Raw genomic sequence first — 23,604 nt, 5'->3', positions numbered from 1 at the left:
CGGGCGGCAAAGTGTTGGGGCCCGCCATGTACACCTCAACCGACGATAGGTGCATCTGTGGGCTTGCTCATCTGCCCATGCTTGCCAGTCGTTGCCGCAGAAAATCGGCAAACACGCGCAGCTTCGGCGGCACTTGAAAACGGCTTGGGTAATACAGGTAAAAACCATCGTAGGGCGGCAGCCAGCTATCCAGTACGGTTTCCAGCTGGCCGCTGGCGATCAGGTCGTGCACCATCGGCCCGGTGGCATGCATCAAGGCCACGCCGTCGAGTGCCGCGCGTAATGCCATGCCAGGTTCGTTGGTGGTAAGTGGTCCATCGACATCCACCTCGAACCACTGGCCCTTGGATGGTCCGCTAGGGTGGGCAAATTCCCAGCGGTAGATCACCCCGCTGCTGGCATAGCGAAAGCGCACGCAGGCGTGTTGCTGTAAATCGTGCGGATGTTGCGGTCGGCCACGCTCGGCAAAATACGCCGGTGAGCCGACCACCATAGAAAGCAATTTGCCGCCCAGCGGTACGGCCACCATGTCGCGAGCCAATCGCTCGCCCAGGCGGATACCGGCATCGAAGCCATCGGCGACCAAGTCGACCAGGCGATTGTCGGCATGGATTTCCAGTTTCAGCTCCGGCCAGGTGCGCAAGAATTCCGAAAGCGCCGGGGTGATCAACCAATCAAGAATGCCTTGCGGCACGGTGATGCGCAGCGTGCCGGTGGGGCGGCCGCCGTGCTGGCGCAGCTCATCGATGGCCGCATCGATCTCGCCCAGGGCCGGGGTGATCCGTTGCAAGAAGATCTGGCCCGCTTCGGTCAAACCTACTTTGCGCGTGGTTCGTTGCAGCAGGCGCACGCCGACGCGTTGTTCGAGCTGGCGCAGGGTTTGGCTCAATGCCGAAGCCGTCACCTCCAACTCGGCGGCGGCCCGGGTAAAGCTGCCGTAGCGGGCAATCAAACGAAAGGCACGCAGCGTGGGGCTGAAATCGTCGGACATGGCAGGCACTCATTAATTAGTATTTCTTAATAAAGCATGCACAAGATCCGTATTTTTCTTTGAAATGGCAAGTCTCAAGCTACGCCCCATCCACTCATAGAGGGCAAGGCTTATGACCGTTTCGGGATTCCAGCTAAACAATAAGGTCGTCGTGGTAACGGGGGCTTCATCGGGTATCGGCGCCGCCACGGCGCGGGCGTTTGCACGCGAGGGCGCCAAGGTGGTGCTGGCGGCACGCCGGCAAGCGGAGGGGGAGGCTATCGCCGCCTCGATCCGGGCCGCTGGTGGCACGGCTATCTTCGTGGCGGCCGATGTGACGCAAGAACAAGACATGCAGCGGCTGGTTGACACCGCGATCACTAACTATGGACGTCTGGATATCGCCTTCAACAACGCTGGCATGGAAGGACAGATCGCCCCCTTGCTGGAGCAAACCAACGACAACTTCGATCAGGTCATGAACACCAATGTGCGCAGCGTGTTCTGGGGCATGAAGCATCAGATCGCCGCCATGCTGAAAAGCGGTGGCGGCGCCATCATCAATAATTCATCGATGGGTGCTTACATCGGCTTTCCGAATGCCGCGCTGTATATCGCCAGCAAACACGCCGTGATGGGCCTGACCAAGACGGCGGCGCTGGAATATTTTCCGCACGGCATCCGGATCAACGCGGTGAATCCCGGCATCATCGATACGCCGCTACAGGATCGCCTGTGGGGCAACGACGACAGTAAATACGGCTTTGCCAAAGGTACCGCGGCGGGGCGTATCGGCAGCAGCGAAGAAGTGGCCGAGGCGGTGTTGTTCCTGGCCTCCGATAAAGCCAGTTTCTTCAGCGGGCACGGGCTGGTGATGGACGGCGGATACCTCGCGCAGTAATCGGCAACAACCTTTTATCCGGGCTTGCTTTTATCCGGGCTTGCCTGGCTGGAAGGGAATGACATTCGATATTCGATAGGAGCTCAGCATGTCTTTGCAGAAGTACTACACCCTCGGCCGTTCCGGCCTGCGTATCAGTCCGCTCGCACTTGGCACCATGACCTTCGGCAATGACTGGGGCTGGGGCGCCGCGGAAGATACTGCGCGCGCCATGTTCGATCGTTACCTCGCGGCCGGCGGCAACTTCATCGATACCGCCGACATGTATACCGAGGGCAGCAGTGAAACCCTGCTCGGCAAATTTATCGCCGACAGCGGCACGCGCGATCAGGTGGTGGTGTCGACCAAGTTCACCTACAACGCGCAGCCGGGTAATCCGAATGCGGGTGGCAATGGCCGCAAGAACATCATGCGTGCGGTGGAGGGTTCATTGCGCCGCTTGCGCACCGACTACATCGACCTTTACCTGTTGCATACCTGGGATCGCATCACCCCGGTCGAAGAAGTGATGCGTACGCTGGATGACTTGGTGCGCGCAGGCAAGATTCGCTACGCCGGTTTGTCCGATGTGCCGGCGTGGTATGCAGCTCGCGCACAGACCTGGGCCGAAGTGCATGCACTGACCCCCTTGGTCAATTTGCAGTTGGAATACTCCTTGGTCGAGCGGCATATCGAGCATGAGTTCGTGCCGCTGGCGACCGAGCTGGGCATGGGCATCACCGCCTGGAGTCCGCTGGCCATGGGCTTGCTATCGGGCAAATATCGGCCCAGCGAAAGCGGCGGCGCGGGTGAGGGGCGTTTGGCCAAAATCAGTGGCGCACCGGGCTTTGACCGCTTCACCGAGCGCAACTGGCAGATAGTCGCTGCGTTGGAATCGGTAGCGAAAGAGATCGGCCGCCCGATGGCGCAAGTGGCATTGAACTGGGCGGCCACGCAGCCGGGTATCGGTTCGGTGATTATCGGCGCGACCAAGCTGGCGCAATTGGATGACAATCTGGCTGCTCTGGATTTCGAGCTACCGCGCGAGCTGCGGGCACAACTCGATAACGCCAGCGCACCGGCAACGCCGTTCCCGTATTACATGTACGCCGATAGGCAGCAAACGCGCATCCACGGTGGCGTGGCGGTGGGCAACAAGCCGGCCGGCTATGCACCTGGAGTATGGGTGGCGGCGATGCCGGCGCCTGAACTGGCCCATAAAGATTGACCGGGGCTGGGCTTGGCAGGCATGGGTGATTAGCGTGAACAGGCCCTAGCTCAAGCAAAAAGGTGGGAGGGGGTTGCGCCATGCTCCTTCCCCCCTCCCGACCTCCCCCCGCATGCAGTCAGGGGGAGGTAATCGCTGTTGTTATAAGTATGGGTGCAGGCCGATCACTTGGCCGATTACTGAGCCGGGGTGGCCGCAGGCTGCGGGTTTTGCGCCTTGAACTGCTGCCATTGCTGCATCCGTGCCAGGCGTGCGGCCTTCAGCGTGGCCAGCTGCGCTTTCTGCGCGGCATTCAGCACCGCGTAAATCTGCGCATTCGAAGCAGCGCGCTGCGTGGCGCGAGCGACAGTGAGCTGACCCTCGGCCTGGGCCAGGCTGGCGGCGGTCGACTGATAATTCGGTGAATCCGGGGTCAATGCCTCGAACGCGGCACGCTGCTGATGCACTGCCTGCATTTGCGGCTTGAGCTGGGCAAAGCCCTGCTTGACGATGTCCTTGATGCTGGCACGCTGAGCGTCGCTGAGGTTCAGTTTCTGCAGCTCGCGAAAACCCTCGCCGCCGCGACCGTGACCATGGCCACCTTCGCCGCCGGGGCCGAAATCACCGCCGCCCGGTGCGGCAAAGACCAGCGCCGAGCAGCCGATGGCCGCCGTCAAAAGGATCGAAAGGGGGATGAACTTACGCATGGAAGTGCTCCTGTTGGGTGGGGTCAACTTGCAACACATTGGATGACAGGAACGCGTATAAGATCTTTGCGCGCAGGTAAAGATGCGTAAAGCCGGGCCATGCAGCGGCCCGGGTGGCTTAGGTTTGCGCCTGACTGGTTCCCCACCCCCATCCAGCTATGTCCCGAATTCTGCTCGTTGACGATGACCGTGAACTGTGTGCCTTGCTCGCCGAATACCTGCGGCGCGAGGGTATGCAGGTAGAGGCTGTGCATGACAGCGAGGCGGCGCTGGAGCAATTGCGCGATCCGGCCTTGCGCCCCGATCTGCTGATCCTCGACGTGATGATGCCTGGCCGTAACGGGCTGGACACCTTGCGTGAGCTGCGCCTGCAACATCGCTTGCCGGTCATCATGCTGTCGGCACGGGGCGAGCCGGTCGATCGGGTGGTCGGCCTTGAGCTTGGTGCGGACGATTACTTGTCCAAGCCCTGCCTGCCACGCGAGTTGCTGGCACGCGTGCGGGCGCGGTTGCGGCGGCATACCGTGGAGGGCGCCGGGGCGCTGGCGGTGGGCAATCTGCGGCTGTTGCCGGGCGAGCGGCGTGCCTATGCAAGCGAACGGGAGTTGACCCTGACCGGCGCCGAGTTCCTGCTCTTGCTTACCCTGGTTCAGCGCACCGGCGAAGTCATCGACAAAGCCACCTTGACGCGCGCGGCCCTGGGGCGTGAATTGGAGCGCTTCGACCGCAGCATCGATGTGCACATCAGTCGTGTGCGGCAAAAATTGTTGCAGGCGTCCAAGCAATCGCCGCGTATCGAATCGGTGCGCGGGTCGGGTTATGTGTTGGTCAGCGGTACGCAGCCGCGCGTATGAACTCATTTAGAAGTCCGTTGTTCTGGCGCCTGCTGATCGGTTTTTGCGCGGTCAATTTGCTGGTGCTGCTGCTGGGCGGTTTTCTGACTCGTCGTTTCATTGAGTATTCGACGATTCAAGAAGTGAACTGGACCGAGCTGGCGCAATCGGCCAACCAGGCCTACGAAAACGGTGGCGTGGATGCCCTGGACGACTGGGCCAGGCAACAGCGGCAAGACGGCGTGGAGGCCACCCTGTTCGAAAAGGGTCAAGCCCTGCGTGAGGTGCGTTTGCCATTGGCGATACGGCAATCGATACCGACATGGCTGGGTGAGCAGCGTGACCTCGTGCTCAAGCCCTGGCCCGGCTACGAAGTGGCCGTGCAGCAGGTCAGCGGAAGCGATGGGCATACCCGTCAATTGGTGGCCTTCAGCAATGCGCGCGCGCGGCTGCCGCGAGGGGTGCGGCAAAAGGTTTCGCTGGTCGTGCAGCTGGGGCTTTCGTTGCTCTTGATCGGCGTGGCCGGCTGGTGGATTGCGCGTAGTGTGTCGCGGCCGATTGAAGCCTTGCGCCATGCCACCAAGCGCATGACCGCCGGAGAGTTTTCGGCGCGAGTCGCCCAGCGCTGGAGCGCGAAACACGACGAGCTGGGCCAGCTCTCGCGTGATTTCAATGCCATGGCCGAGCGCACCGAAACCTTGATCAATCACGATCGCGGCGTGTTGCAGGATTTATCCCATGAACTGCGTTCGCCGCTGGCGCGGTTGCAATTGATTCTGGATCTGGCCCAGCACAGCAAGCAGGCCGATGAAGCGGCTGCGCATTTTCAACGTGCCGAACGTGAAATTGGCCGTCTCGACCGCCTCACCGCGGAGATGCTGGCCCTGTCGCGACTTGAAAGCGGCTTGCCCGGTATTGAGCGTGAGCCGCTGGATCTCAGTGAGCTGGTGGCTGAGCGCCTGCGGGTGGCCAGCGTCGAAGCCGAGGCGCGCGGTATTTCCCTGCAGCTGAATCATGCCGCTGCGCTGATCGTCAGCGGCAACGCCATCTTGCTTGAGCGTGCGTTGGACAATCTGATCGCCAACGCGATCAAGTTCAGCCCTGAGCATGGCCGCGTCGACGTCAGTGTGTTGCTCATCCAAGGCCATGCCGACGTGACCATTCGCGACCATGGCCCCGGGGTTCCGCTGGATGAATTGCAGCTGCTGTTCCGGCCATTTTTTCGCGGCAGCAATGCGGTGCGGGCCGATGGCCATGGCCTGGGCTTGGCCATCGCGCAACGTGTGGCACATGTGCATGGCGGTGAAATTTACGCCAAGAACGGCGAGGGCGGCGGGCTTGAGGTGCAGTTTCGGATGCCCGTGTAAGCGCGCTTGAGTACGTGTTTTCCAAGAGTCCTACGCAAGCGTGTCCTGATTTGCCACACTCAGCTTCTTTGTCCGTCGGATGCCGATGCGCTCGAACGCTCTCGCCGCCGTGGGGTTGGCGCTATGCGCGGCCCTGTTTTTCACCTTGACCTATGTGCTTAACCGCAGCCTGGTCGCCGGGGGCGGCCATTGGGCCTGGGCCGGCATCCTGCGCTATCTGTTTACCCTGCCGATGCTGGCGCTGGTCTTGCCATTTCAAGGCGGCCTGGGGCAGTTACCGAAAGAGTTGCGCCGGTATCCACGTACCTGGTGGCTGTGGAGCAGCGTCGGTTTTGTCTTGTTCGGCATACCGTTGACCTGGGCGGCGAGCAGTGGCCCGTCGTGGCTGATTGCCGGTAGCTTTCAAATCACCGTTCTGGCCGGCCCGTTGCTGGCGCCACTGATTTATCGCGATGAGCGACGGCGTCTTGCCTGGCGCAGCCTGGCCATCGGACTGCTGATCGTGTTGGGTGTATCGGCGATGCAATGGGGGCATGCCAAAGGGCAGCTGAGTCTTGCTGACGGGTTGGCCATGGGCGCGGTGCTGTTATCGGCCTTTGCTTACCCCTTGGGCAATCGCATGCTGCTATTGCATCTGGAACACGGCGAAACACAGTTGAATACGGTACAGCGGGTTTTTGGCATGACCTTGTGCAGCTGGCCGCTTTGGCTGCTGTTCGCGGTGATGGCGTGGTTCACCGTGGGCCCGCCGGGACTGCGTGAAATGTTGCTCGCCGGTGGCGTGGCGTTGTCGTCCGGGGTGATTGCGACGGTGATGTTTTTCCGCGCCACGGACATGGTGCAGCGCGAGCCCGGAGCCTTGGCCGCGGTAGAGGCGATGCAGGCGGCCGAACTGCTGTTTGCGACCGTGCTCGGTGCATTGTTTCTGCATGAGGCGTGGCCTCACGGTTATGCGGCGCTGGGCGCCTTGGCGATCATGCTTGGTATTGCCTTGTTCGGCCTGATCAGCGGCCGCGATGCCGCCGGTGATGCCGAGGCCGTTAGTGTTTTGCGCGGCGATCGCAGTGCATGACTTCTTGCGCTTGCCCATTCCGGCATGACGGGTTACATCTTGAGGTCGGTCGTAGTTGATGATCAAGCAAGGGATGAAAACGGAATGAGCAAACGGCAACGTCGATTCAACCTGGCTACGGGCCGCCTGACTCTGTGCCTGTTGACGATGGCTTCGCTAGGCAGTGCCGGCGCGACCTTTGCGACCACACCGCTGGAGCAGCCTTTGCGCTGGGACGCGCAGGCCTACGGCAATCATCGCTATACGGTGCAGGTGGCGCAGGCGGCTGATGCCGTGCACGTCATCTTGCCGTGGCGTCGCCGCGATGCGCATCCAGAACAGCTTGCGCTGATCGTGACGGGGCCGGACGGCAAGATCGTTGCCAATGTATTGCGCGGCGCTATCGACCGCGCCAGTGGTGAATTGGTCTTTCAGGCAACCAGCGCCGGCGTCTACGCGATTTACTACCAGCCGTATCTCAGCAACGGTCGCAGCAACTACCCCAGCGTGACTTACCCGGCGGCGAAAGACACCGCCGATCCGAGCTGGGCACGCAAGACGGGCGCTGATGCGAAAACCTGGCAGCGCTTGCCGCAGGCAAAAGTGCTCGGCTACGAGGCGGTGGACGATTTCGACGCCTATACCGCCATGGAGCGCAGCGCCACGCCGGCTGAAATGCAATCGTTACTGGCCGCGAATGCCGCATCCGCCTTGCTGCTGTTTCCGGAAACGCGGGCCAACCCGATTCGCATGCTGGATGCGCTACCCGAACGCTGGGCGCAGCGTGGCGCCGGCGGCGAGTTCAGCGACAGCGCCTTGCGCGGCGAGTATCTGAGTTTCCAGGTCGGTCTGTGGGCCCCGCGTAGCTCGGTGAACAACGTGCAGGTGAGCTTCACTGATTTGCACGGCCCTGACGGCGCCACGATTTCGTCCAAGGCGATGACCTGTTTCAATCTTGGCGGCATCGACTATACGGGGCAGCCGTTCAGCGCCCGGGTGAATGTGGCGCAAGGGCGGGTGCAGCCGCTGTGGATGGGCCTGGATATTCCCGCCGATGCCAAGCCAGGCAGTTATCGCGGTGAGCTGACGATCAGCGCCGACGGTGTGCCCGCCCAGCGCGTGCCCGTGGCCATTATCGTGGCTGCGGGTGTTGCCGTGGCCCATGGCGATGACGACCCCTTCAAGCTCACCCGGCTGCGCTGGATGAACTCAAGCCTGGCTCAGGACCACACGTTGGTGAAGCCATTCACCGCGGTCAGCATCAAGGGTTCGAAGCTGGGCATCCTGGGGCGTGAGGTAAGCCTGGATGCCAGCGGTTTGCCGGCGCAGATCGATAGCCATTTCGACCAGCGCATGACCGCTTTCAGCAAGCAGCCGCAGGCCATGCTGGCGGCGCCGATGCGTTTGTTGGTGCAAGACGCCGCTGGCGTCCACGCCTTGAATGCCGCGCACCTGCCGGCGGTACAGCAGGATGGTCCAGGCATGGTGCACTGGCAGGTAAGCGGTCAGGCCGGTCCATTGCAAGGCGCCGTATCGGCCCAGCTGGAGGCCGATGGTACCTTGAGCTACAGCATCGCGTTGACGGCGGACAAGCCAGTCACGCTTAGCGATATCCGGCTGGAGATTCCGCTGCGCAATGAGGTGGCCACGTATCAGCTCGGGCTCGGGCGGCAGGGCGATCATGCGCCAGCCGATTTCAGCTGGAAGTGGAATGTCGAGAATAACCAGGACGGAGCCTGGCTTGGCGCAGTCAACGCCGGCCTTGAATTTCATCTGCGCGACGAGCATTACAAGCGCCCACTCAATACCAACTTCTATCATCAGCAACCGTTGCTGATGCCGACCTCGTGGGATAACGGTGGCCAGGGCGGCGTTACGCTCAAGCGCGATGGCGCCCGCTACGTGGTCACGGCCTTTAGCGGTGGGCGGACGATGGCGGCTGGACAAACCCTGCATTACGACATCGTGATGCGGGTCACCCCGTTCAAGACGATCAAACCCGCCGAGCATTTCGCCGAGCGTTACTTTCACAAGTATGGCGATCTGGACGAGATCAAGCGCGATGGCGCGGATGTGGTGAATATCCATCACGCCACGCCGATCAATCCGTGGATCAATTACCCGTTTCTGCAAGCGGACAAGATGCGGGCCTATATCGATGCGGCGCATCAACGCGGCATGAAGGTGAAAATCTACGACACGGTCCGCGAAGTTTCCGATCGCGCGCCCGAGTTGCCGATGCTCGAAAGCCTGGGCCATGAAGTCATCAGCGCAGGCAAGGGCGGTGGTTTTTCATGGCTGCAAGAGCATCTCAACGGCGACTACATCGCCGCCTGGCATGTGCCGGAAAATCGCGACGCGGCGATCATCAACGCCGGCCAAAGCCGCTGGCACAACTATTACATTGAAGGGCTGGACTGGCTTGCCCGCAACGTCGGCATCGATGGCCTATATCTGGATGACGTGGCCTACGACCGCACCACCATGAAACGCGTACGTAAAGTACTGGAGCGCCATCGCGAGCATCCGCTGATCGATCTGCACTCCGCCAGTCAGTACAACCCGCGCGATGGCTATATCAACAGTGCGCTGCTGTACATGGAACTGTTCCCGTACATCGACCGGCTATGGTTTGGCGAAGAGTTTGACTACGAGAAAACCTCGCCGAGTTATTGGCTTACCGAAATGTCCGGTATTCCCTATGGCCTGATGGGCGAGATGTTGCAGCACGACGGCAACCCATGGCGTGGCATGCTGTTTGGCATGACCAGCCGTCTTGGCTGGTCGGCGGGTAGCAATCCGCGTCCGTTGTGGAAGCTATGGGACAGCTTTGGCATCGAGCAGGCGCAGATGATTGGTTGGTGGGTACACGATGCCCCGGTGCAGACCGGTCGCGATGATGTGCTTGCCACCAGCTATGTGCGCCAGGGCAAGACCATGATCGCCTTGGCCTCGTGGGCGCCACAACAGACTTCGGTGAGCTTGAACATCGACTGGAAAGCCCTGGGCCTGAAGCCTGGCAAGCTGACGCTGACCGCGCCTGCCGTGGAGCAGTTCCAGCCAGCGGCGACGTTCCAGCCGGGTGAGCCGATTCCGGTCGAGCCGGGCAAGGGATGGTTGCTGATATTGGAGTAAGAAAAGCCAATGCCTATTCGAAAGCGAGTCGAGGCCGATAACGCCAACCTGGCCGAAGTGTGGCGGCGTTCGGTCACCGCCACCCATACGTTTCTCACCGATGCGGATATTCAAGAGCTTTACCCGCAGGTGCGGGACGTTTATCTGCGCCGTGTCGAGGTGTGGGTTTGCGTCACGGTGGAGGGTGATATCGCCGGTTTTATCGGCATGGGCGGCAGCCATGTCGAGATGCTGTTCGTCGAGCCGGCGAGGCGTGGTCGAAGCGTCGGGACGCGCTTGCTCGATCACGTGAAGTCCATGCACCAGACATTGACGGTGGACGTCAATGAGCAAAACCCTCAAGCCCACGGTTTTTATCGGCGCTATGGTTTCAACGATGTGGGCCGTTCGGATACCGATGCGGCCGGCCGGCCGTTTCCGTTGATTCATATGGCGCTATGAACGGCGGGCGATCTTCGCCATGGCAGGCCGATCGCCCGCGGCTATTTCGCGCACCCCGGCGCCACCGGAATGGCCTCGTGCGCAACACATGATTTGACGCCGTCCGGCAAGCCGCTGATCTGTTTGCTCTGACCCGAGGCGAGCATGAACTGTTCAAGCAATTTGGCCGTGCATTGGCCGGCGGCTTGATGGTCGCCGGTAGAGCCGGCGACGCAGTGATTCAAGAACACCACGTAGTAACAGTTGCCTTCGGTACTGCGGGCGCACTGGAAGTCGCCAATGCCGTGGCTGAGCTTGATGGTGGCGGCAAAGAGCTTTTCGCTGTCATCGGATGAGATGGTGACGATGGTGGTGCCGGGTTGATGATCGCAGCTAAATAGCGATAACAACGATAAGGTCAGCGCAAAAATCGTTCGCATGGGAGCGTTCCCTCTAGCAGGCAGGTGGTGTCGCCACTACATCTGGCGAAACAAGGTCATGAAGGGTTGGCTGACGGTAAGCGTTTCTGGCCGCTGCTTCAGCTTGACCAGGCCTTTGCCGGTGTCGTCGCGGACGATTGAGGCAATGGCTTTCAAGTTGACGATGGTGGCGCGATGAATTTGCCGAAATGCGCTGGGGTCGAGCACGTCGAGCAGTTCGCGAATCGGTTTGCGCAGCAAGGCCTCGCCTTCAGCGGTCATCACCACGGTGTACTTGTTGTCGGCACGAAAATAGGCGACGTCATCGACCATGATGAGGCGGGTTTCCTTGCCTGCACTGGCGGTAATCCATACCAGCGGCTCGGCTTTGGGCGAGGTCGCACCAAGACTTAATTGCCGGAGCAAGGCAGCCAATGCGGCGGCATCGGGCATATTCGCGTCGACGCCCTGGATGCGGGCGCGCAGGCGTTGAACGGTTTGCGCCAGCCGTTCTGGCGCGATGGGCTTGAGCAGATAATCGACGGCGCCCTTGTCGAACGCGTCGATGGCGTATTGATCGTAGGCGGTGACGAAGACGATATGGGTGCCGGGGCTGGCTTCGGCGGCGGCTGTCGCGACCTCCAATCCGTTCAGGCCGGGCCTGCGGATATCCAGAAAGGCGACCTCGGGCTGCAGCTGGGCGATGGCATCGAGCGCGCTACCGCCGTCTTCGCATTCGGCGACGATGTCTAGATCCGGCCATGCCTGGGCGAGCGATGACAACATGGCTTCGCGCAGCAGTGCTTCATCTTCAGCGATCACACACTTAGGCATGTTGGCCACCCTCTTCAAGAACGCTAGGCACGGTAATCGTGGCGGCGACGCCGTTGGGGAAGTTGGCCACGATGGCAAAAGAAGCCCGTTTGCCGTAAGCCAGCTGCAGCCGTTCGCGGACATTCTTCAGGCCAATGCCGGTGCCGCTGCTTTGCGTACTGAAACCCTGGCCATCGTCGGCGACGGTGACGCTGATGTCGTTGCCGCTGCTACGCGCCAGCAGCCAGACGGTGCCGCCGCCAGGGCGTGGTTCCAGGCCGTGCTTGATGGCGTTCTCGACCAGGGTTTGCAGCATCATGGCGGGGAACGGCACGGTATAAAGCGCCTCGGGTACATCGATCTGCAGATTCAAGCGGGCGCCCATGCGGATTTTCAGAATGTCCAGGTAAGCCCGGGCGCGTTCCAGCTCGGCGCCAAGATTCGACGGCGTGTGCTCGGTGCGCGGCAAGGAGTGGCGCAAATAGGTAATCAGATGGCCAAGCATTTCATCGGCGCGCGGTGGATCGGTGCGGGTAAGGTGCTGTGCACTGGCCAGGGTGTTGTAGAGAAAGTGCGGCTCGACTTGGGCGTGCAGCAGGTTGAGTTTGGCGACGGTGAGTTCTTTCTCGGTGACGGTTTGCTTGGCGCTCGCCTGCTCGCTGCGGCGGCGCTCGCTGATGCGGCGGGTGATGGCCCGACTGATCGCCTCGGCGTTCTCCAGATTGGTGCCGTCGTCGACCTTGAACCAATCCATCCAAGCGCCGCCGATGGGTTCGCAGATCAAGGTGACACTGCCGACGCCATGGCCTGGGGTCACCGTGGCCAGTACTTGGTTGCGCTGTATGCGGCGAGCGCCCATGCGCTGTGGACGCCACGATGTCACGTCGCTGTAGGGATTGATGCGCTTGACCTTGGCGCGTACTTGCAGGCTGTCGCGGGCGCTTTCGATGTCTTCGGCGTAAGGCAGTTCACGGATGGTCGCATCGACGATGTCGAAGGCTTCGTCAGCCTCGAACGGAATCTCGATAGTGCGCCGTTGCCGGTTGGCCAGCGTGCCGGCATCGACATGACCGGCAATCAGCCGGACTCGGCGCAGATGCGAAACGGCACTGGTGAACACCACGCACAAGGTCAGCCAGAACAAGGCAAAGAAGAGCCAGGGCGGTGAGTGGTTACTGTTCACATTCCACAGGATGACAGCCAGCAGAAAGGCCGCCAGCCAGGCGAGGGTGATGCGTGCGACAAATAAGACGCTGGTAAGCATGGCGGTGCTGGTCCCCTTGAGATTGCGCCAGAGAGTAGCTTTGTCGGCAACTCGAGGTCATGCGCTTTGCGACGAAACGTCATCAGCGCCGACAGAACCAAGCCGCGGGGGCGCCAGGCCAAACCTGTCAGCGGCGGCCGCTATGACTGGCGGCACATGCGACAGGCATCGCCCCAGCGTATTTCGGTGTATCGACTCTGGGGAATGCGGTTATGTCGCGACCGATGGCAGGTTTGCTGATGGCGCTCGGTGTTTATGGCGCGACTCTCACTGGCTATGCGGCAACGCTCGCCCAGGCCAAGCCGGAAATTTTCGCGCCGGGGGTGATTTCAGCGGGTACCAACGTGCTTGCACCGGCTTTCAGCCCTGATGGCCGCAGCGTCTATTTCACCAGTGCCACGCCGACGACATCGACCATTCTGGTGTCGCATCGCCAGGGCGGCCAATGGTCGACGCCGAAGGTTGCGCCTTTTTCCGGTCAATGGAGCGACCTGGAACCGGCGATGGCGCCGGATGGCTCGTTCTTGATCTTCGCTTCCAGTCGTCCGCTAACCTCAGAGGGGCGTGCCATCGATGGCGTCTACGAAGGCAAGACCTGGCCGGGCATGGGTGGCAACCTGTGGCGAGTCGATCGGCATGGAGACGGCTGGGGTTTGCCGCAACGATTGCCGGCGCTGGTCAATCGTCATAGCAGTGTGTTCTCGCCCAGTATCGCTGCCGATGGCAGTTTGTATTTCATGCAGCCGGATTCGGACAACGGTTATTTTCATCTGTGGCGCGCGGCTTATGTGCATGGCCAGTATCAGGCACCCACGCCGCTGTCGTTGAGCGATGCGGGCAGCGAAGAGGTGGACCCGGCGATCGCCCCGGATCAGTCTTTTATCGTCTTCAGTCGACATCATCCCTTGCAAGCCGATCGCAACCGCTTGCAAATCGCCTTCCGTCACGGCGCTGGTTGGGGCGTGCCGATGGATCTGGGCGACGCGGTCAATGGCGCCAGCGGCAATATCGAGGCACGCCTGGGTACGGATGGCCGTACGCTTTATTTCAGCAGCCCGCGCAACGAGCCGGAGCGTTATCCACGCAGCCCGGCCGAGGCCAAGGCCTTCGTGGTTCGCATGCAGGCCTGGGACAATGGCACCAAGCACATCTGGCAGATCTCATTGGCACCTTGGCTGGATGCGCGGTTGGCATCCAGTGGAGTACGTTGAATGATTCGCCGCCGACTGTGTTTCCCCTGCTTGTGCCTAGGGATGCTGATGGCGTCGTGGCGGGTTTTTGCCGCCGCCCCGGACGCCTCTTCGCCGCAGATCTTTGCGCCGGGTGTGATCTCCGGGCCGGCGCATGATTCCGCGCCGGCCTTTACCGCGGACGGCGATACCGTTTATTTCAGCCGCAGCAGTGGCTCCAAATCGATCATCCTGGTGTCGACGCGTAGCAGTAGTGGCTGGTCATCACCTGTTATCGCCCCGTTTTCCGGGCCATGGAATGATCTTGAGCCGACCATGGCACCGGATGGTTCTTACCTGGTGTTTGTTTCCAACCGTCCGGCGAAAGTCGGCGGCGCGCCGGTTGAAGGCAGTTATCAAGGCAGCAAGCAGACCGGCGGCAATTTGTGGCTGGTGCGACGTCAAGGGCAGGGCTGGAGCGCGCCCGAGCGATTGCCGGATACAGTCAACAGCAGCACCTCCACCTTTGCGCCAAGCATCGCCGCAGACGGTAGTGTTTATTACATGCATCCGCAGCCGAGCACCGGCAAGTTCCGGCTGTTTCGTTCGCAGTATCGCGATGGCCGCTGGGAGGCCGGGCAGCCATTGCCGTTTAGCGATGGACTGGTCAGTGACGTCGACCCCGCGGTGGCACCGGATGAGTCGTTTATCGTGTTCAGCTCAGGCCGCAAGCCTGAGCGCGGCATGGATTTGTTCATCGCGTTTCGCGATCACGGTAACTGGCAATCGCCGGTGTGGCTGGGTGCCACGGTAAACAGCGAAGGCTCCGATGCGGAGGCGCGGCTGGGGCCGGATCAGCGCACGCTTTATTTCAGCAGCGAACGCACGGTGCCGGTGCAGCTGCCACGCAGCGTTGCCCAAGCGACGGTCGATACCGCACGCCAGAATGCCTGGGATAACGGCAACTACAACATCTGGTACGTATCGCTGGCAGCGTGGCTGGACGCGCGCCGATAAGCGGTTGCCGCGCCCTTTTACCGAGTAAGAGGGCGCGGCCGTAGCATGTTTACTTCAGCATGCCTTTGACCGCGTCGAAGTCACCGTCGCTAGGTGCGGGGGGCAGGCCTAGCAGATGAATCATCAACGGATAGACGTCTACGTTCGGGAATGCCTTGACTTGAATCCCTTCGAGAAACGCGGGCCCGTGGGCAACAAACGTAGCTTGCATGTCCGTATCGATATTGTCGTAGCCGTGCTCACCCAGGCTTAATTTGCCTTTGCGCTTGGCCAGTTCGCTGGTGCTGCTGAAGTGCCAGCCGACATCGGCCAGGCACAGCAACTGGGGTACCCGTGGATTGCTGCCGTAAACCAGCCGGGTCGGCACTCGGCTCTTGTCCCAGCACTGCATATGATTTTGTGGCTCTTCCAGCTTGGCGGTGAGTTTGGCGAAACTCTGCATGGATGCCGCATCGCTCGACTTCGGGTTGAATCCGGCAAGAACACCGAGGCTGACAGTTTCAACCTGGGCCAGTGGGATGAGCTTGTCGAACATGATGACGTTCTTGCGCGGCACCTTTGCAATGCCGTGGTCGGACACCACAATCAGATTGATATGGTCGAACAATTGGCGCTGCTTCAGACCCTGCACCAGCAGGGCCAGCGCCGCATCGGTTTCGCGCAGTGCCTTGCGCACTTCGGGCGCATCGGGGCCGTACTCATGGTTAGCGTGATCGACCGCATCGAAGTACAGGGTTAAAAAGCTTGGCCGCTGCTCGGCGGGCAAGTCGAGCCAGGCCAGTATTTGTTCCACGCGTTGAGTCGGCGTCACTTTGCCGTCGTAGGGTTTCCAGTAGTCCGGGTGTTTGCCGTGAATATCGGCTTCGGAGCCCGGCCAGAACATGGTCGCGCTTTTCAGGCCGTACAGGCCGGCGGTTTCCCACAGCGGGGTGCCCTGCGACCACCAGCGGCCGTCGCTTACCGCGGCGCGGTTGCCCAGCGAAAACTTGCCGAGCTGGGCATCGCTCATCGAGTTATTGACGATGCCATGATGATCGGGACGCAAGCCGGTGACGAGGGTGTAGTGATTGGGAAACGTCAGCGAGGGAAACGATGGCTGCATCGACGCCGCGCGCACGCCGCTTTTCGCCAGCATGGCAAGCGTGGGGCTGAGGCCGCGTTCCAGGTAATCCGCCCGATAGCCATCGATGGAGATCAACAGCAGCGGCATCGGCTTGACCGCGCGAATGGCTGGAGCCGGCATGGGCGCATGGGTAGCTACTGGCTGGGGCTGCTGGGTGGCGCAGCCGGCGCTAAGCATCGCCAGGGCGCAGAACAGCATACGAATGGAAAAGGGGCGAAACGAGAATTTCATACGGGTCGTCGTAGGATGGAAAGACAATTCCCCATGATCGCCCAGTCGTATGACTATTTCACGTTTGGTTTTGCCGGGGACGGCATCGAGGCATGCCGGGTGGCTGGTGACGCTGATGGGCACGATAGCGTTGGGTGCGACCGCTGGCGCCCAGGCGTGGCAGCTGCAACAGCCTGAGCTTCAAATCTCGCCACCTTCGGCACAACACCCGCTGGCTTCCAAGCCGTCGCTGAAGCGGCAGCCGCCGAACGAGCAGCGGCGGCAGAAAACGCTGAAAACCGTACTGGCGCCTGGCGCGAAAAATCCCTTGTCGAAACGCCGGTTCGACGATGCCGAGCTGGCCCGCGAGCAGCGTTATCGAATGAACCAGCAAGATCTACTTCAGCGCTATAGGAACGCCGCGGCGCCCCCAGTGGTTCCGTCTTTGCCGCCAGCGGTCAATGCATCGTCGAGCCGAGGCCAGTAACGCATCAAGTGTTCTGTCGAGAAAAGCGGTTAGCGGGCGGCAAACAAATCGCCATGCGCGACGCGATCTTCCATCGACAGCAGCCATTGCTTGGTCGGTAGCCCGCCGCCAAAACCGGTCAGGCTGCCGTTACTGCCGATCACCCGGTGACAGGGCAACACGATCGGCAAGGGATTACGCCCGTTTGCCGCACCTACCGCGCGAACCGCCAATGGCTGGCCGATACGCCGCGCCAGTTCGCCGTAGCTGATGGTGACGCCAAAGGGGATATTGGCCAGTTCATGCCAAACCTGCATCTGGAAGGCCGTGCCATGTGGGTGCAGCGGCAAATCGAACACCTGTCGCTCGCCGGCAAAATATTCCTCAAGCTGGCGTCGGGCGAATTGAAGCGGCTCGGTGGCCTGTATCCATGTTGCCGGTGCCGCCTTGGGACGCCGGTCGATGTGAAACCAGACATCCCGCAGGCCGTGCCGGTCGGCCGCCAGCCGCAAGGGGCCGATCGGCGCGGGCATGTCGCAGTAGTAAGTTCGGTCGTCGTCGATCGACAGGCGCTCAATAGCAGCTTTTCGGGTGGCGGTATTCATGTCGTCGACTTCGTCCGTTGAGCGCGTGGGGCAGGCGCCGCATCGCTGGCGCTGCGCCATAAGTGCATCACGGTATAGGCCCGCCATGGGCGCCAGGCTTCGGCTTTCGCTGTCAGCGCCTTAGTGCTCAGTTCGGGCGCATCGCCGGCGGCGACGCGGCGCAGAATGAGGTCGGCCGCGGGGAAGGCATCCGGATGGCTGAGCGCGCGCATCGCCATGTAGTGTGCCGTCCATTCGCCGATGCCGGCCAGTTCGGTCCAGCGACTGACAAATTCGTCCAGTGGTTGTTCGCTACGGAAGTCTACACGGCCATCCAGTAGCGCCTGAGCCATGCCACGCACTGTGTTGGCGCGCGCCGTGGTCAGGCCGAGCGCGCCAAGATCCGCGTCGGCAAGTGCCTCCGGGCCAGGGAAGAGCCGCTCCAATCCGGCTATGGCCGGCACGCTTAAGGGCGTGCCATAGCGGTGCACGATGCGGGTGGCCAAGGTGCGTGCGGCGGCCACGCTGATTTGCTGGCCGAGAATCGCCCGTACCGCAATTTCAAAGCCGTCCCAACCACCCGGCAGGCGCAGGCCCGGTCGACGTTGCAGCAGCGGTTTCAGCACGCGGTCGTCGCGTAAGGTGTCGCTGATGCGTTGTGGATCGGCATCGAGATCGAACATCCGCCGCAGCTTGCTGACGATGCCTAGCAATCGTTCCGGCTGCGGGCAGTGCAATTGCAGTTGTAGCGCGTGTTCTGCGCCGGGCCATGCGCTGAGGCGCAGCCAGCCAGGCGCCTCGGCTGGGCCGAATACCCGGGCATAGCTGTGCTCGTCGACCAGCTCCACCCCGGGCAGGGCACGGGTGCGCAGAAACGACAGGATCGCCTCGAAATCGTACGGCGGCCGATAACCCCTGCGCAGCACCAGAGCATCATCCGCGCCGACGCGCGGGCGCCGACGCAGTTCGCGCGGTGGGATCCGGTTGGCCTGCAAGAACGCGGCATTAAAGCGGCGCAGGCTGCCAAAGCCAGAAGCCAGCGCGACTTCGGTTACCGGCAGCGCGGTCTCGGTCAGCAGTTGCTTGGCGAACAGCAGCCGGTGTGTGGTATGGACGCTGATCGGTGGTGCGCCCAGGCATTCGACAAATAACCGGCGCAGCTGGCGCGCACCGACGCCGACGCGTTCGGCCAATTGCTCCAGCGACAGTTCATCGAGCGAGCCTTGCTCGATCAGCTTGAGCGCGCGGGTTACCACATGCTCGCCGTGATGCCATTGATCGTTGCCCGGGGCCAGCTCGGGGCGGCAGCGCAGGCAAGGTCGAAAACCTGCGGCTTCGGCAGCGGCTGCATTCGGGTAGTAGCGGACGTTTTGCGGCTTGGGCGCGGGGGCCGGGCAAACCGGTCGGCAATAAATGCCGGTGCTGGTGACCGCGGTGAAAAACAGGCCGTCAAATCGCGCGTCGCGGCTTAAGCGAGCCTGTTCGCAAACATGTTCGGTCGGCAGGGCGGGGTCTGGTGATGAGCTCATGGCTGCAGGCTAGCATTGCGGAAGATCGCAAACTCGTCGTTTTCGGACATCAATACCCAGCGATTTTCCTGTGCAGGTATGGCCTCGGTCCAGTCCCGCTGGCCGCGACCGTTTCACAAGGACTTAATCACTCTTTGCTAGGGTCACGGACCTCTATAATCGGGGTTCGCCCTCCTTGTTCAGGTTATTTGCATGAACGCACCGACACGTATCGATACCACCCGCACCATCCGCGCTCCGCGGGGCAGTGAGTTGTCTTGTAAGAGCTGGCTTAGCGAAGCACCGTTTCGCATGTTGCAAAACAATCTCGACCCCGAAGTGGCGGAGAATCCCGCCGAGCTGGTGGTTTACGGCGGTATCGGCCGTGCTGCGCGCAACTGGGAATGCTTTGACGCGATCCTGCGCGCGCTGCGTGACTTGAACGATGACGAGACGTTATTGGTGCAGTCGGGCAAACCGGTCGGCGTGTTTCCCACCCATGTCGATGCGCCGCGCGTATTGATCGCGAATTCCAATCTGGTGCCGGCCTGGGCGAACTGGGAGCACTTCAACGAGCTGGATAAGAAAGGGCTGATGATGTACGGCCAGATGACGGCCGGTTCGTGGATTTATATCGGCTCGCAGGGCATTGTGCAGGGCACCTACGAAACCTTTGTCGAAATGGGCCGCCAGCATTTTGGCGGTAGCCTGAAGGGCAAGTGGATTCTTACCGCCGGCCTCGGCGGCATGGGCGGTGCGCAGCCGCTGGCTGCCAGCCTGGCGGGTGCCAGCTCGCTGAATATCGAATGCCAGCAAAGCAGCATCGATTTCCGCCTCAAGACCCGCTACGTCGATGAGCAGGCGACCGATCTGGATGACGCGTTGGCGCGCATCGCCAAGTACACCGCCGAAGGCCGTGCGGTATCGATCGCCTTGCTCGGCAATGCCGCCGATGTATTGCCGGAACTGGTGCGCCGTGGCGTACGCCCGGATGCGGTGACCGATCAGACCAGCGCGCACGATCCGGTCAATGGTTATCTGCCGCAGGGCTGGACGGTGCAGCAATGGTTCGAGCGCCGCAAGAGCGATCCGCTTGGTACCGCAAAAGCCGCCAAGCAATCCATGCGCGTTCATGTCGAGGCGATGCTGGCGTTCCATAAGCAGGGCATTGCCACTTTCGATTACGGCAACAATATTCGCCAGATGGCGAAAGACGAAGGTTGTGCCGACGCTTTTGCCTTCCCGGGTTTTGTACCGGCTTATGTGCGGCCGTTGTTTTGCCGTGGCGTCGGGCCGTTCCGCTGGGTGGCGCTGTCCGGCGATCCCGAGGACATCTACAAGACCGACGCCAAGGTCAAAGAGCTGATTCCCGACGACGCGCATCTGCATAATTGGCTCGACATGGCGCGCGAGCGCATCAGTTTCCAAGGCCTGCCGGCACGCATTTGCTGGGTCGGTCTGGGACAACGTCACAAGCTTGGCCTGGCTTTCAACGAGATGGTGCGCAACGGCGAGTTGAAGGCGCCGGTGGTGATCGGTCGCGATCATCTCGATTCCGGCTCGGTCGCCAGCCCCAACCGTGAAACCGAGGCCATGAAAGACGGCAGCGATGCGGTCAGCGACTGGCCGTTGTTGAACGCCATGCTGAATACGGCCGGCGGCGCGACTTGGGTCAGCCTGCATCACGGCGGTGGTGTCGGCATGGGTTACTCGCAACACTCGGGTGTGGTGATCGTGTGTGATGGCACCACAGCCGCAGATAAGCGTCTCGCACGCGTGCTGTGGAATGATCCAGGCACGGGCGTCATGCGGCATGCCGATGCAGGCTATGAGCTTGCTGCACAGTGCGCCAAAGAGCAGGGGCTGAAACTGCCCATGCTTTGATTGGCGAAGGTAAGAGCTTGCTGCCATTCCCGGGGCCGGTTCACGTTCTTTGAGTGATTCCGATACGGGTCGCTTGGAGGGCGTGGACTACCTCTTGGAAACGTTATGACGAGCTCACGCGCACGTTAAATATTCGGTGCGCAGGGTGCTCAGCTTTCATAGTCGAGTGCGAGTCAAGGTGTTTTCCGGTACCGCTTGTGATACCGGAGTACGACCGACCACGGGATTTCCTGGGTCGGCATACCAAAGCGGCACGCATTGTTGCGTGCTGTATCTGACTCTGAAGGAGACTCGCATGAACGCTCGATTTGAACGCACTGGCGCACTGACCGAATTGACCAGCTACCCGCAATGGGCGCAGGACATGGTGGCCGAGTGTGAGGATGCCAAGCAGGGGGTGGTCGACCACGAACTATGGTCGATCATGCGTAATGGAGATCTGGACGCCAGCTCGACCCGCAATTTTATGGTCGGGGTGTGGCCGGTGATTGAACGCTTTCCCGGCTATATGGCCCAAAATCTGTTGAAAACCCGCTATGGCCGTAGCCCTGGCGACAATATGGCGCGGCGCTGGTTAGTGCGTAATATCCGGGTTGAACAGAACCACGCCGAGTATTGGCTGCATTGGGCGGAAGGTGCCGGGGTGGCGCAAGGCGAGGTATTCCACGGGCCGACCCCCTTGGGAACTGAAACCTTGGCTAACTGGTGTGAAGAAGTGAGTGGTAATGCACCGCTGGCAGCAGGCATTATCGCTACCAATTATGCAGTTGAGGGGGCCACGGGCGAGTGGTCGCAACTGCTCTACGATAGCGCCGCCTACAAGGAAAGCTTTCCGGCAAGCAGCAGGACAGCAAGTTTGCGTTGGCTTCAACTTCACGCAGCCTATGACGATACTCATCCGTGGGAGGCATTGGAAATAGTCTGTACCTTGATGGGAACGGCACCCAGTTCAGCCGATGTGGCTTATCTGGGCGAATGCGTGCGGCGCAGTTACGTCAGCATGCAAATCACTCTCGACCGGTGCCTCGATGCGCGTCGCGCTTTGTGGGCAATGAGCGAAGAAGCTGCCGCCTAACGAGCGTTTTCGAGGGAGTCGATACGCGTCAGCCGGTTCAAGCAGTCTTGATCATGGGATAAAGACGCGATGCATATCGCCCCTGCCGCTTTGCAAAGACCGCTGTCTCGGCGACTGTTGCCGCTGGTCTATGCGCTTGCGGCGGTGATTGGACTGATTCTGGCTTTGACCTGGGGGGCACTACAGGTTCAGGTGGCTCTCGCCGGTTTTCTCAACGGCGAGAGCATTTGGTCCAAGGCGCAAAAGCAGGCGGTGATCGACCTGGATGCCTACGCCTTCAGCGGCGACTCCACACACTTGGCCAGTTTCAAACGTAACTATGCGGTGCTTCAATCGGATCGCTGGGCGCGCGACGCGATTGACAGCGGCCACTTCAAGAAAAGCGAAGTCACCAACGCGTTTCTGCATGGCGATGTGATCCCTTCCGCCATCCCCGGGATGATCTTCATGCTGCAGTATTTCTCCCAGGCTCCTTATATGGGGGAGGCGATGGAGGCCTGGCACTCGGTTGACGATGCATTGATCGAGCTGGACGGCATGGCCGACCAGCTCAAACGAGATTACGCCCACGGCGGTGTGTCGGCGCTGGAAGTGACCCGCTGGCGTGAGCGGATCCAGAAACTCAATAATTTTATCGAGCCGCGCAGCAATCGTTTCTCGCTGCAGATTGCCGAGGGTGCGGCATGGCTTGGACGCGTGCTGTTCTACTGCGTGCTGATGACGGCGCTGCTGGCATCCTTGCTGTGGCTACGCATGGCATGGCGCATCCTGACCAGTATTCGCGGCACCGAAGAGCGCTACCGCCTGCTGTTCGACAGCGCCGCCGATGCCATCGTGATGGTGGATGAAAGCAGCGGACGCATTCTCGATGCCAACCGTACCGCTTCGGCATGGACCGGCCGCGAAAGCGATGAACTGGTCGGCGATAGTTTTGCCAGTCTGTTTGCGCCAGGCAGTGCGCGGCTGGTCGGCACCTCGGTGGTCAGCACCTTGCAAGGTGTCTACGGGCAGGCCAAGCCGGTGGAGACGCATAGCAGCCTGGCGACCTGGGGCGCGCAATCGGTGCGGCAGGCGATTATTCGCGATATTTCCGAACGCATTGGCATGGAGCATTGCCGCCGAGGCTTTGGCCAGCGTTGCCGAGGGCGTGGTGATTGCCGATGCCGAGCGCAAGGCGGTGGCGGTCAATGCCGCCTATACGAGGCTTACCGGCTACACCTTGCAGGCGCTGCAGCAAGTGCGTTTTGACGATATGCGCTTGTTGCCCGACGGCAAGCCATTGCCCAGCACGATATGGAGCGCGATTGCCGTGGGCGGCAACTGGTTTGGCGAAGTACAAAGTCGCCGACTCGATGGCAGCACCTATCCCGAATGGCTGAGCATCAGCGTTATCCGCAATCACGAAGGTGACATACAGCACTACGTCGCGGTGTTTACCGACATTACCGCCAGCAAGACTGACCGCCAGCGGCTGGAGTATCTGGCGACGCATGATGCGCTTA

The 23,604-nt window shown here is 61.2% G+C and carries 22 protein-coding genes; 14 read left to right on the top strand and 8 right to left on the bottom strand.

Going from position 1 to position 23,604, the window contains the following annotated elements; translation table 11 throughout:
- Positions 1-67: 67 nt before the first annotated feature.
- Positions 68-991, bottom strand: a complete 924-nt coding sequence (locus OUZ52_RS12940; RefSeq protein WP_266158815.1) for a LysR family transcriptional regulator — start codon at positions 989-991, stop codon at positions 68-70.
- A gap of 112 nt (positions 992-1,103) precedes the next feature.
- Here OUZ52_RS12940 and OUZ52_RS12935 point away from each other — a divergent pair, with 112 nt between their 5' ends.
- Positions 1,104-1,871: a glucose 1-dehydrogenase gene (locus OUZ52_RS12935; protein WP_266158814.1), complete on the top strand. Its 768-nt coding sequence runs from the start codon at positions 1,104-1,106 to the stop codon at positions 1,869-1,871.
- Between the two features lie 88 nt (positions 1,872-1,959).
- Entirely contained in the window at positions 1,960-3,078 is a 1,119-nt protein-coding gene (locus OUZ52_RS12930) for an aldo/keto reductase (RefSeq protein WP_266158813.1), read from the top strand.
- Positions 3,079-3,254: 176 nt separating this feature from the next.
- Here the strand turns inward: OUZ52_RS12930 and OUZ52_RS12925 are convergent, their stop codons facing one another.
- The gene (locus OUZ52_RS12925) at positions 3,255-3,764 is read right to left on the bottom strand and encodes a Spy/CpxP family protein refolding chaperone (protein ID WP_266158812.1); all 510 of its coding nucleotides are present in this window, start codon (positions 3,762-3,764) and stop codon (positions 3,255-3,257) included.
- 158 nt (positions 3,765-3,922) lie between these two features.
- Between OUZ52_RS12925 and OUZ52_RS12920 the strand changes: the two genes are divergently transcribed.
- The 5 genes from OUZ52_RS12920 to OUZ52_RS12900 all read left to right on the top strand — a co-directional run bounded on the left by OUZ52_RS12920 (position 3,923) and on the right by OUZ52_RS12900 (position 10,591).
- The gene (locus OUZ52_RS12920) at positions 3,923-4,618 is read left to right on the top strand and encodes a response regulator (protein WP_266158811.1); all 696 of its coding nucleotides are present in this window, start codon (positions 3,923-3,925) and stop codon (positions 4,616-4,618) included.
- Complete coding sequence (locus OUZ52_RS12915; protein WP_266158810.1) at positions 4,615-5,964, top strand: sensor histidine kinase; 1,350 nt, start codon at positions 4,615-4,617, stop codon at positions 5,962-5,964. The genes OUZ52_RS12920 and OUZ52_RS12915 overlap by 4 nt, the downstream gene beginning before the upstream one ends.
- An 85-nt stretch (positions 5,965-6,049) precedes the next feature.
- Positions 6,050-7,036 (top strand): DMT family transporter, encoded by a 987-nt coding sequence (locus tag OUZ52_RS12910; RefSeq protein WP_266158809.1) that lies wholly within the window; start codon positions 6,050-6,052, stop codon positions 7,034-7,036.
- An 84-nt stretch (positions 7,037-7,120) separates the two neighbouring features.
- A complete protein-coding gene (locus OUZ52_RS12905; RefSeq protein WP_266158808.1) occupies positions 7,121-10,150 on the top strand; it encodes a glycoside hydrolase domain-containing protein in 3,030 nt (1,009 codons plus the stop codon).
- 9 nt (positions 10,151-10,159) lie between these two features.
- On the top strand, positions 10,160-10,591 hold the full coding sequence (locus tag OUZ52_RS12900; RefSeq protein ID WP_266158807.1) for an acetyltransferase: 432 nt from the start codon (positions 10,160-10,162) through the stop codon (positions 10,589-10,591).
- A 41-nt stretch (positions 10,592-10,632) separates the two neighbouring features.
- Here the strand turns inward: OUZ52_RS12900 and OUZ52_RS12895 are convergent, their stop codons facing one another.
- The 3 genes from OUZ52_RS12895 to OUZ52_RS12885 are packed head-to-tail and all read right to left on the bottom strand — an operon-like array spanning position 10,633 to position 13,066.
- Positions 10,633-11,010, bottom strand: coding sequence for a hypothetical protein (locus OUZ52_RS12895; RefSeq protein ID WP_266158806.1), 378 nt, complete (start codon positions 11,008-11,010; stop codon positions 10,633-10,635).
- 36 nt (positions 11,011-11,046) lie between these two features.
- Positions 11,047-11,823 (bottom strand): LytR/AlgR family response regulator transcription factor, encoded by a 777-nt coding sequence (locus OUZ52_RS12890; RefSeq protein ID WP_266158805.1) that lies wholly within the window; start codon positions 11,821-11,823, stop codon positions 11,047-11,049.
- The gene (locus tag OUZ52_RS12885) at positions 11,816-13,066 is read right to left on the bottom strand and encodes a sensor histidine kinase (RefSeq protein WP_266158804.1); all 1,251 of its coding nucleotides are present in this window, start codon (positions 13,064-13,066) and stop codon (positions 11,816-11,818) included. Before OUZ52_RS12885 ends, OUZ52_RS12890 begins: the two co-directional genes overlap by 8 nt.
- 212 nt (positions 13,067-13,278) lie before the next feature.
- Here OUZ52_RS12885 and OUZ52_RS12880 point away from each other — a divergent pair, with 212 nt between their 5' ends.
- On the top strand, positions 13,279-14,277 hold the full coding sequence (locus tag OUZ52_RS12880) for a TolB-like translocation protein (protein WP_266158803.1): 999 nt from the start codon (positions 13,279-13,281) through the stop codon (positions 14,275-14,277).
- A complete protein-coding gene (locus OUZ52_RS12875; RefSeq protein ID WP_266158802.1) occupies positions 14,278-15,252 on the top strand; it encodes a TolB-like translocation protein in 975 nt (324 codons plus the stop codon).
- Positions 15,253-15,301: 49 nt separating this feature from the next.
- On the opposite strand, the gene OUZ52_RS12870 is transcribed toward OUZ52_RS12875, so the two are convergent.
- Positions 15,302-16,606 carry an alkaline phosphatase family protein gene (locus OUZ52_RS12870; protein WP_266158801.1) on the bottom strand — a complete coding sequence of 435 codons (1,305 nt, stop codon included), beginning with the start codon at positions 16,604-16,606 and terminating at the stop codon, positions 15,302-15,304.
- A gap of 49 nt (positions 16,607-16,655) precedes the next feature.
- Here OUZ52_RS12870 and OUZ52_RS12865 point away from each other — a divergent pair, with 49 nt between their 5' ends.
- A complete protein-coding gene (locus tag OUZ52_RS12865) occupies positions 16,656-17,072 on the top strand; it encodes a hypothetical protein (RefSeq protein WP_266158800.1) in 417 nt (138 codons plus the stop codon).
- Between the two features lie 29 nt (positions 17,073-17,101).
- Here the strand turns inward: OUZ52_RS12865 and OUZ52_RS12860 are convergent, their stop codons facing one another.
- Positions 17,102-17,656: a methylated-DNA--[protein]-cysteine S-methyltransferase gene (locus OUZ52_RS12860; protein ID WP_266158799.1), complete on the bottom strand. Its 555-nt coding sequence runs from the start codon at positions 17,654-17,656 to the stop codon at positions 17,102-17,104.
- Positions 17,653-19,164, bottom strand: coding sequence for a DNA-3-methyladenine glycosylase 2 family protein (locus tag OUZ52_RS12855; RefSeq protein ID WP_266158798.1), 1,512 nt, complete (start codon positions 19,162-19,164; stop codon positions 17,653-17,655). Before OUZ52_RS12855 ends, OUZ52_RS12860 begins: the two co-directional genes overlap by 4 nt.
- A gap of 192 nt (positions 19,165-19,356) precedes the next feature.
- Here OUZ52_RS12855 and hutU point away from each other — a divergent pair, with 192 nt between their 5' ends.
- The 4 genes from hutU to OUZ52_RS12835 all read left to right on the top strand — a co-directional run.
- On the top strand, positions 19,357-21,027 hold the full coding sequence (hutU, locus tag OUZ52_RS12850) for a urocanate hydratase (protein ID WP_266158797.1): 1,671 nt from the start codon (positions 19,357-19,359) through the stop codon (positions 21,025-21,027).
- A gap of 295 nt (positions 21,028-21,322) precedes the next feature.
- Positions 21,323-22,102 carry an iron-containing redox enzyme family protein gene (locus tag OUZ52_RS12845; RefSeq protein WP_266158796.1) on the top strand — a complete coding sequence of 260 codons (780 nt, stop codon included), beginning with the start codon at positions 21,323-21,325 and terminating at the stop codon, positions 22,100-22,102.
- Positions 22,103-22,171: 69 nt separating this feature from the next.
- Positions 22,172-23,350, top strand: coding sequence for a PAS domain S-box protein (locus OUZ52_RS12840; protein WP_266158795.1), 1,179 nt, complete (start codon positions 22,172-22,174; stop codon positions 23,348-23,350).
- The coding region (locus tag OUZ52_RS12835) for a PAS domain-containing protein (protein WP_266158794.1) at positions 23,250-23,604 on the top strand (355 nt) is incomplete at its 3' end. The genes OUZ52_RS12840 and OUZ52_RS12835, both read left to right, overlap by 101 nt.

It is taken from the genome of Dyella silvatica (assembly GCF_026283955.1).
Lineage (GTDB): Bacteria > Pseudomonadota > Gammaproteobacteria > Xanthomonadales > Rhodanobacteraceae > Dyella_C > Dyella_C silvatica.
The sequence above is the reverse complement of the archived record's forward strand: the minus strand, read 5'-3'. Positions and strand labels throughout refer to the sequence as shown.

Excerpts from the sequence above, each read along its gene's own strand:
- OUZ52_RS12930 (WP_266158813.1), top strand. The coding sequence starts at position 1,960 with ATGTCTTTGCAGAAGTACTACACCCTCGGCCGTTCCGGCCTGCGTATC.
- OUZ52_RS12880 (WP_266158803.1), top strand. The coding sequence starts at position 13,279 with ATGTCGCGACCGATGGCAGGTTTGCTGATGGCGCTCGGTGTTTATGGC.
- OUZ52_RS12900 (WP_266158807.1), top strand. The coding sequence starts at position 10,160 with ATGCCTATTCGAAAGCGAGTCGAGGCCGATAACGCCAACCTGGCCGAA.
- OUZ52_RS12890 (WP_266158805.1), bottom strand. The coding sequence starts at position 11,823 with ATGCCTAAGTGTGTGATCGCTGAAGATGAAGCACTGCTGCGCGAAGCC.
- OUZ52_RS12860 (WP_266158799.1), bottom strand. The coding sequence starts at position 17,656 with ATGAATACCGCCACCCGAAAAGCTGCTATTGAGCGCCTGTCGATCGAC.
- OUZ52_RS12865 (WP_266158800.1), top strand. The coding sequence starts at position 16,656 with ATGACTATTTCACGTTTGGTTTTGCCGGGGACGGCATCGAGGCATGCC.
- hutU (WP_266158797.1), top strand. The coding sequence starts at position 19,357 with ATGAACGCACCGACACGTATCGATACCACCCGCACCATCCGCGCTCCG.
- OUZ52_RS12940 (WP_266158815.1), bottom strand. The coding sequence starts at position 991 with ATGTCCGACGATTTCAGCCCCACGCTGCGTGCCTTTCGTTTGATTGCC.
- OUZ52_RS12840 (WP_266158795.1), top strand. The coding sequence starts at position 22,172 with ATGCATATCGCCCCTGCCGCTTTGCAAAGACCGCTGTCTCGGCGACTG.
- OUZ52_RS12905 (WP_266158808.1), top strand. The coding sequence starts at position 7,121 with ATGAGCAAACGGCAACGTCGATTCAACCTGGCTACGGGCCGCCTGACT.
- OUZ52_RS12885 (WP_266158804.1), bottom strand. The coding sequence starts at position 13,066 with ATGCTTACCAGCGTCTTATTTGTCGCACGCATCACCCTCGCCTGGCTG.
- OUZ52_RS12920 (WP_266158811.1), top strand. The coding sequence starts at position 3,923 with ATGTCCCGAATTCTGCTCGTTGACGATGACCGTGAACTGTGTGCCTTG.
- OUZ52_RS12935 (WP_266158814.1), top strand. The coding sequence starts at position 1,104 with ATGACCGTTTCGGGATTCCAGCTAAACAATAAGGTCGTCGTGGTAACG.
- OUZ52_RS12910 (WP_266158809.1), top strand. The coding sequence starts at position 6,050 with ATGCGCTCGAACGCTCTCGCCGCCGTGGGGTTGGCGCTATGCGCGGCC.
- OUZ52_RS12915 (WP_266158810.1), top strand. The coding sequence starts at position 4,615 with ATGAACTCATTTAGAAGTCCGTTGTTCTGGCGCCTGCTGATCGGTTTT.
- OUZ52_RS12895 (WP_266158806.1), bottom strand. The coding sequence starts at position 11,010 with ATGCGAACGATTTTTGCGCTGACCTTATCGTTGTTATCGCTATTTAGC.
- OUZ52_RS12870 (WP_266158801.1), bottom strand. The coding sequence starts at position 16,606 with ATGAAATTCTCGTTTCGCCCCTTTTCCATTCGTATGCTGTTCTGCGCC.
- OUZ52_RS12875 (WP_266158802.1), top strand. The coding sequence starts at position 14,278 with ATGATTCGCCGCCGACTGTGTTTCCCCTGCTTGTGCCTAGGGATGCTG.
- OUZ52_RS12925 (WP_266158812.1), bottom strand. The coding sequence starts at position 3,764 with ATGCGTAAGTTCATCCCCCTTTCGATCCTTTTGACGGCGGCCATCGGC.
- OUZ52_RS12845 (WP_266158796.1), top strand. The coding sequence starts at position 21,323 with ATGAACGCTCGATTTGAACGCACTGGCGCACTGACCGAATTGACCAGC.
- OUZ52_RS12855 (WP_266158798.1), bottom strand. The coding sequence starts at position 19,164 with ATGAGCTCATCACCAGACCCCGCCCTGCCGACCGAACATGTTTGCGAA.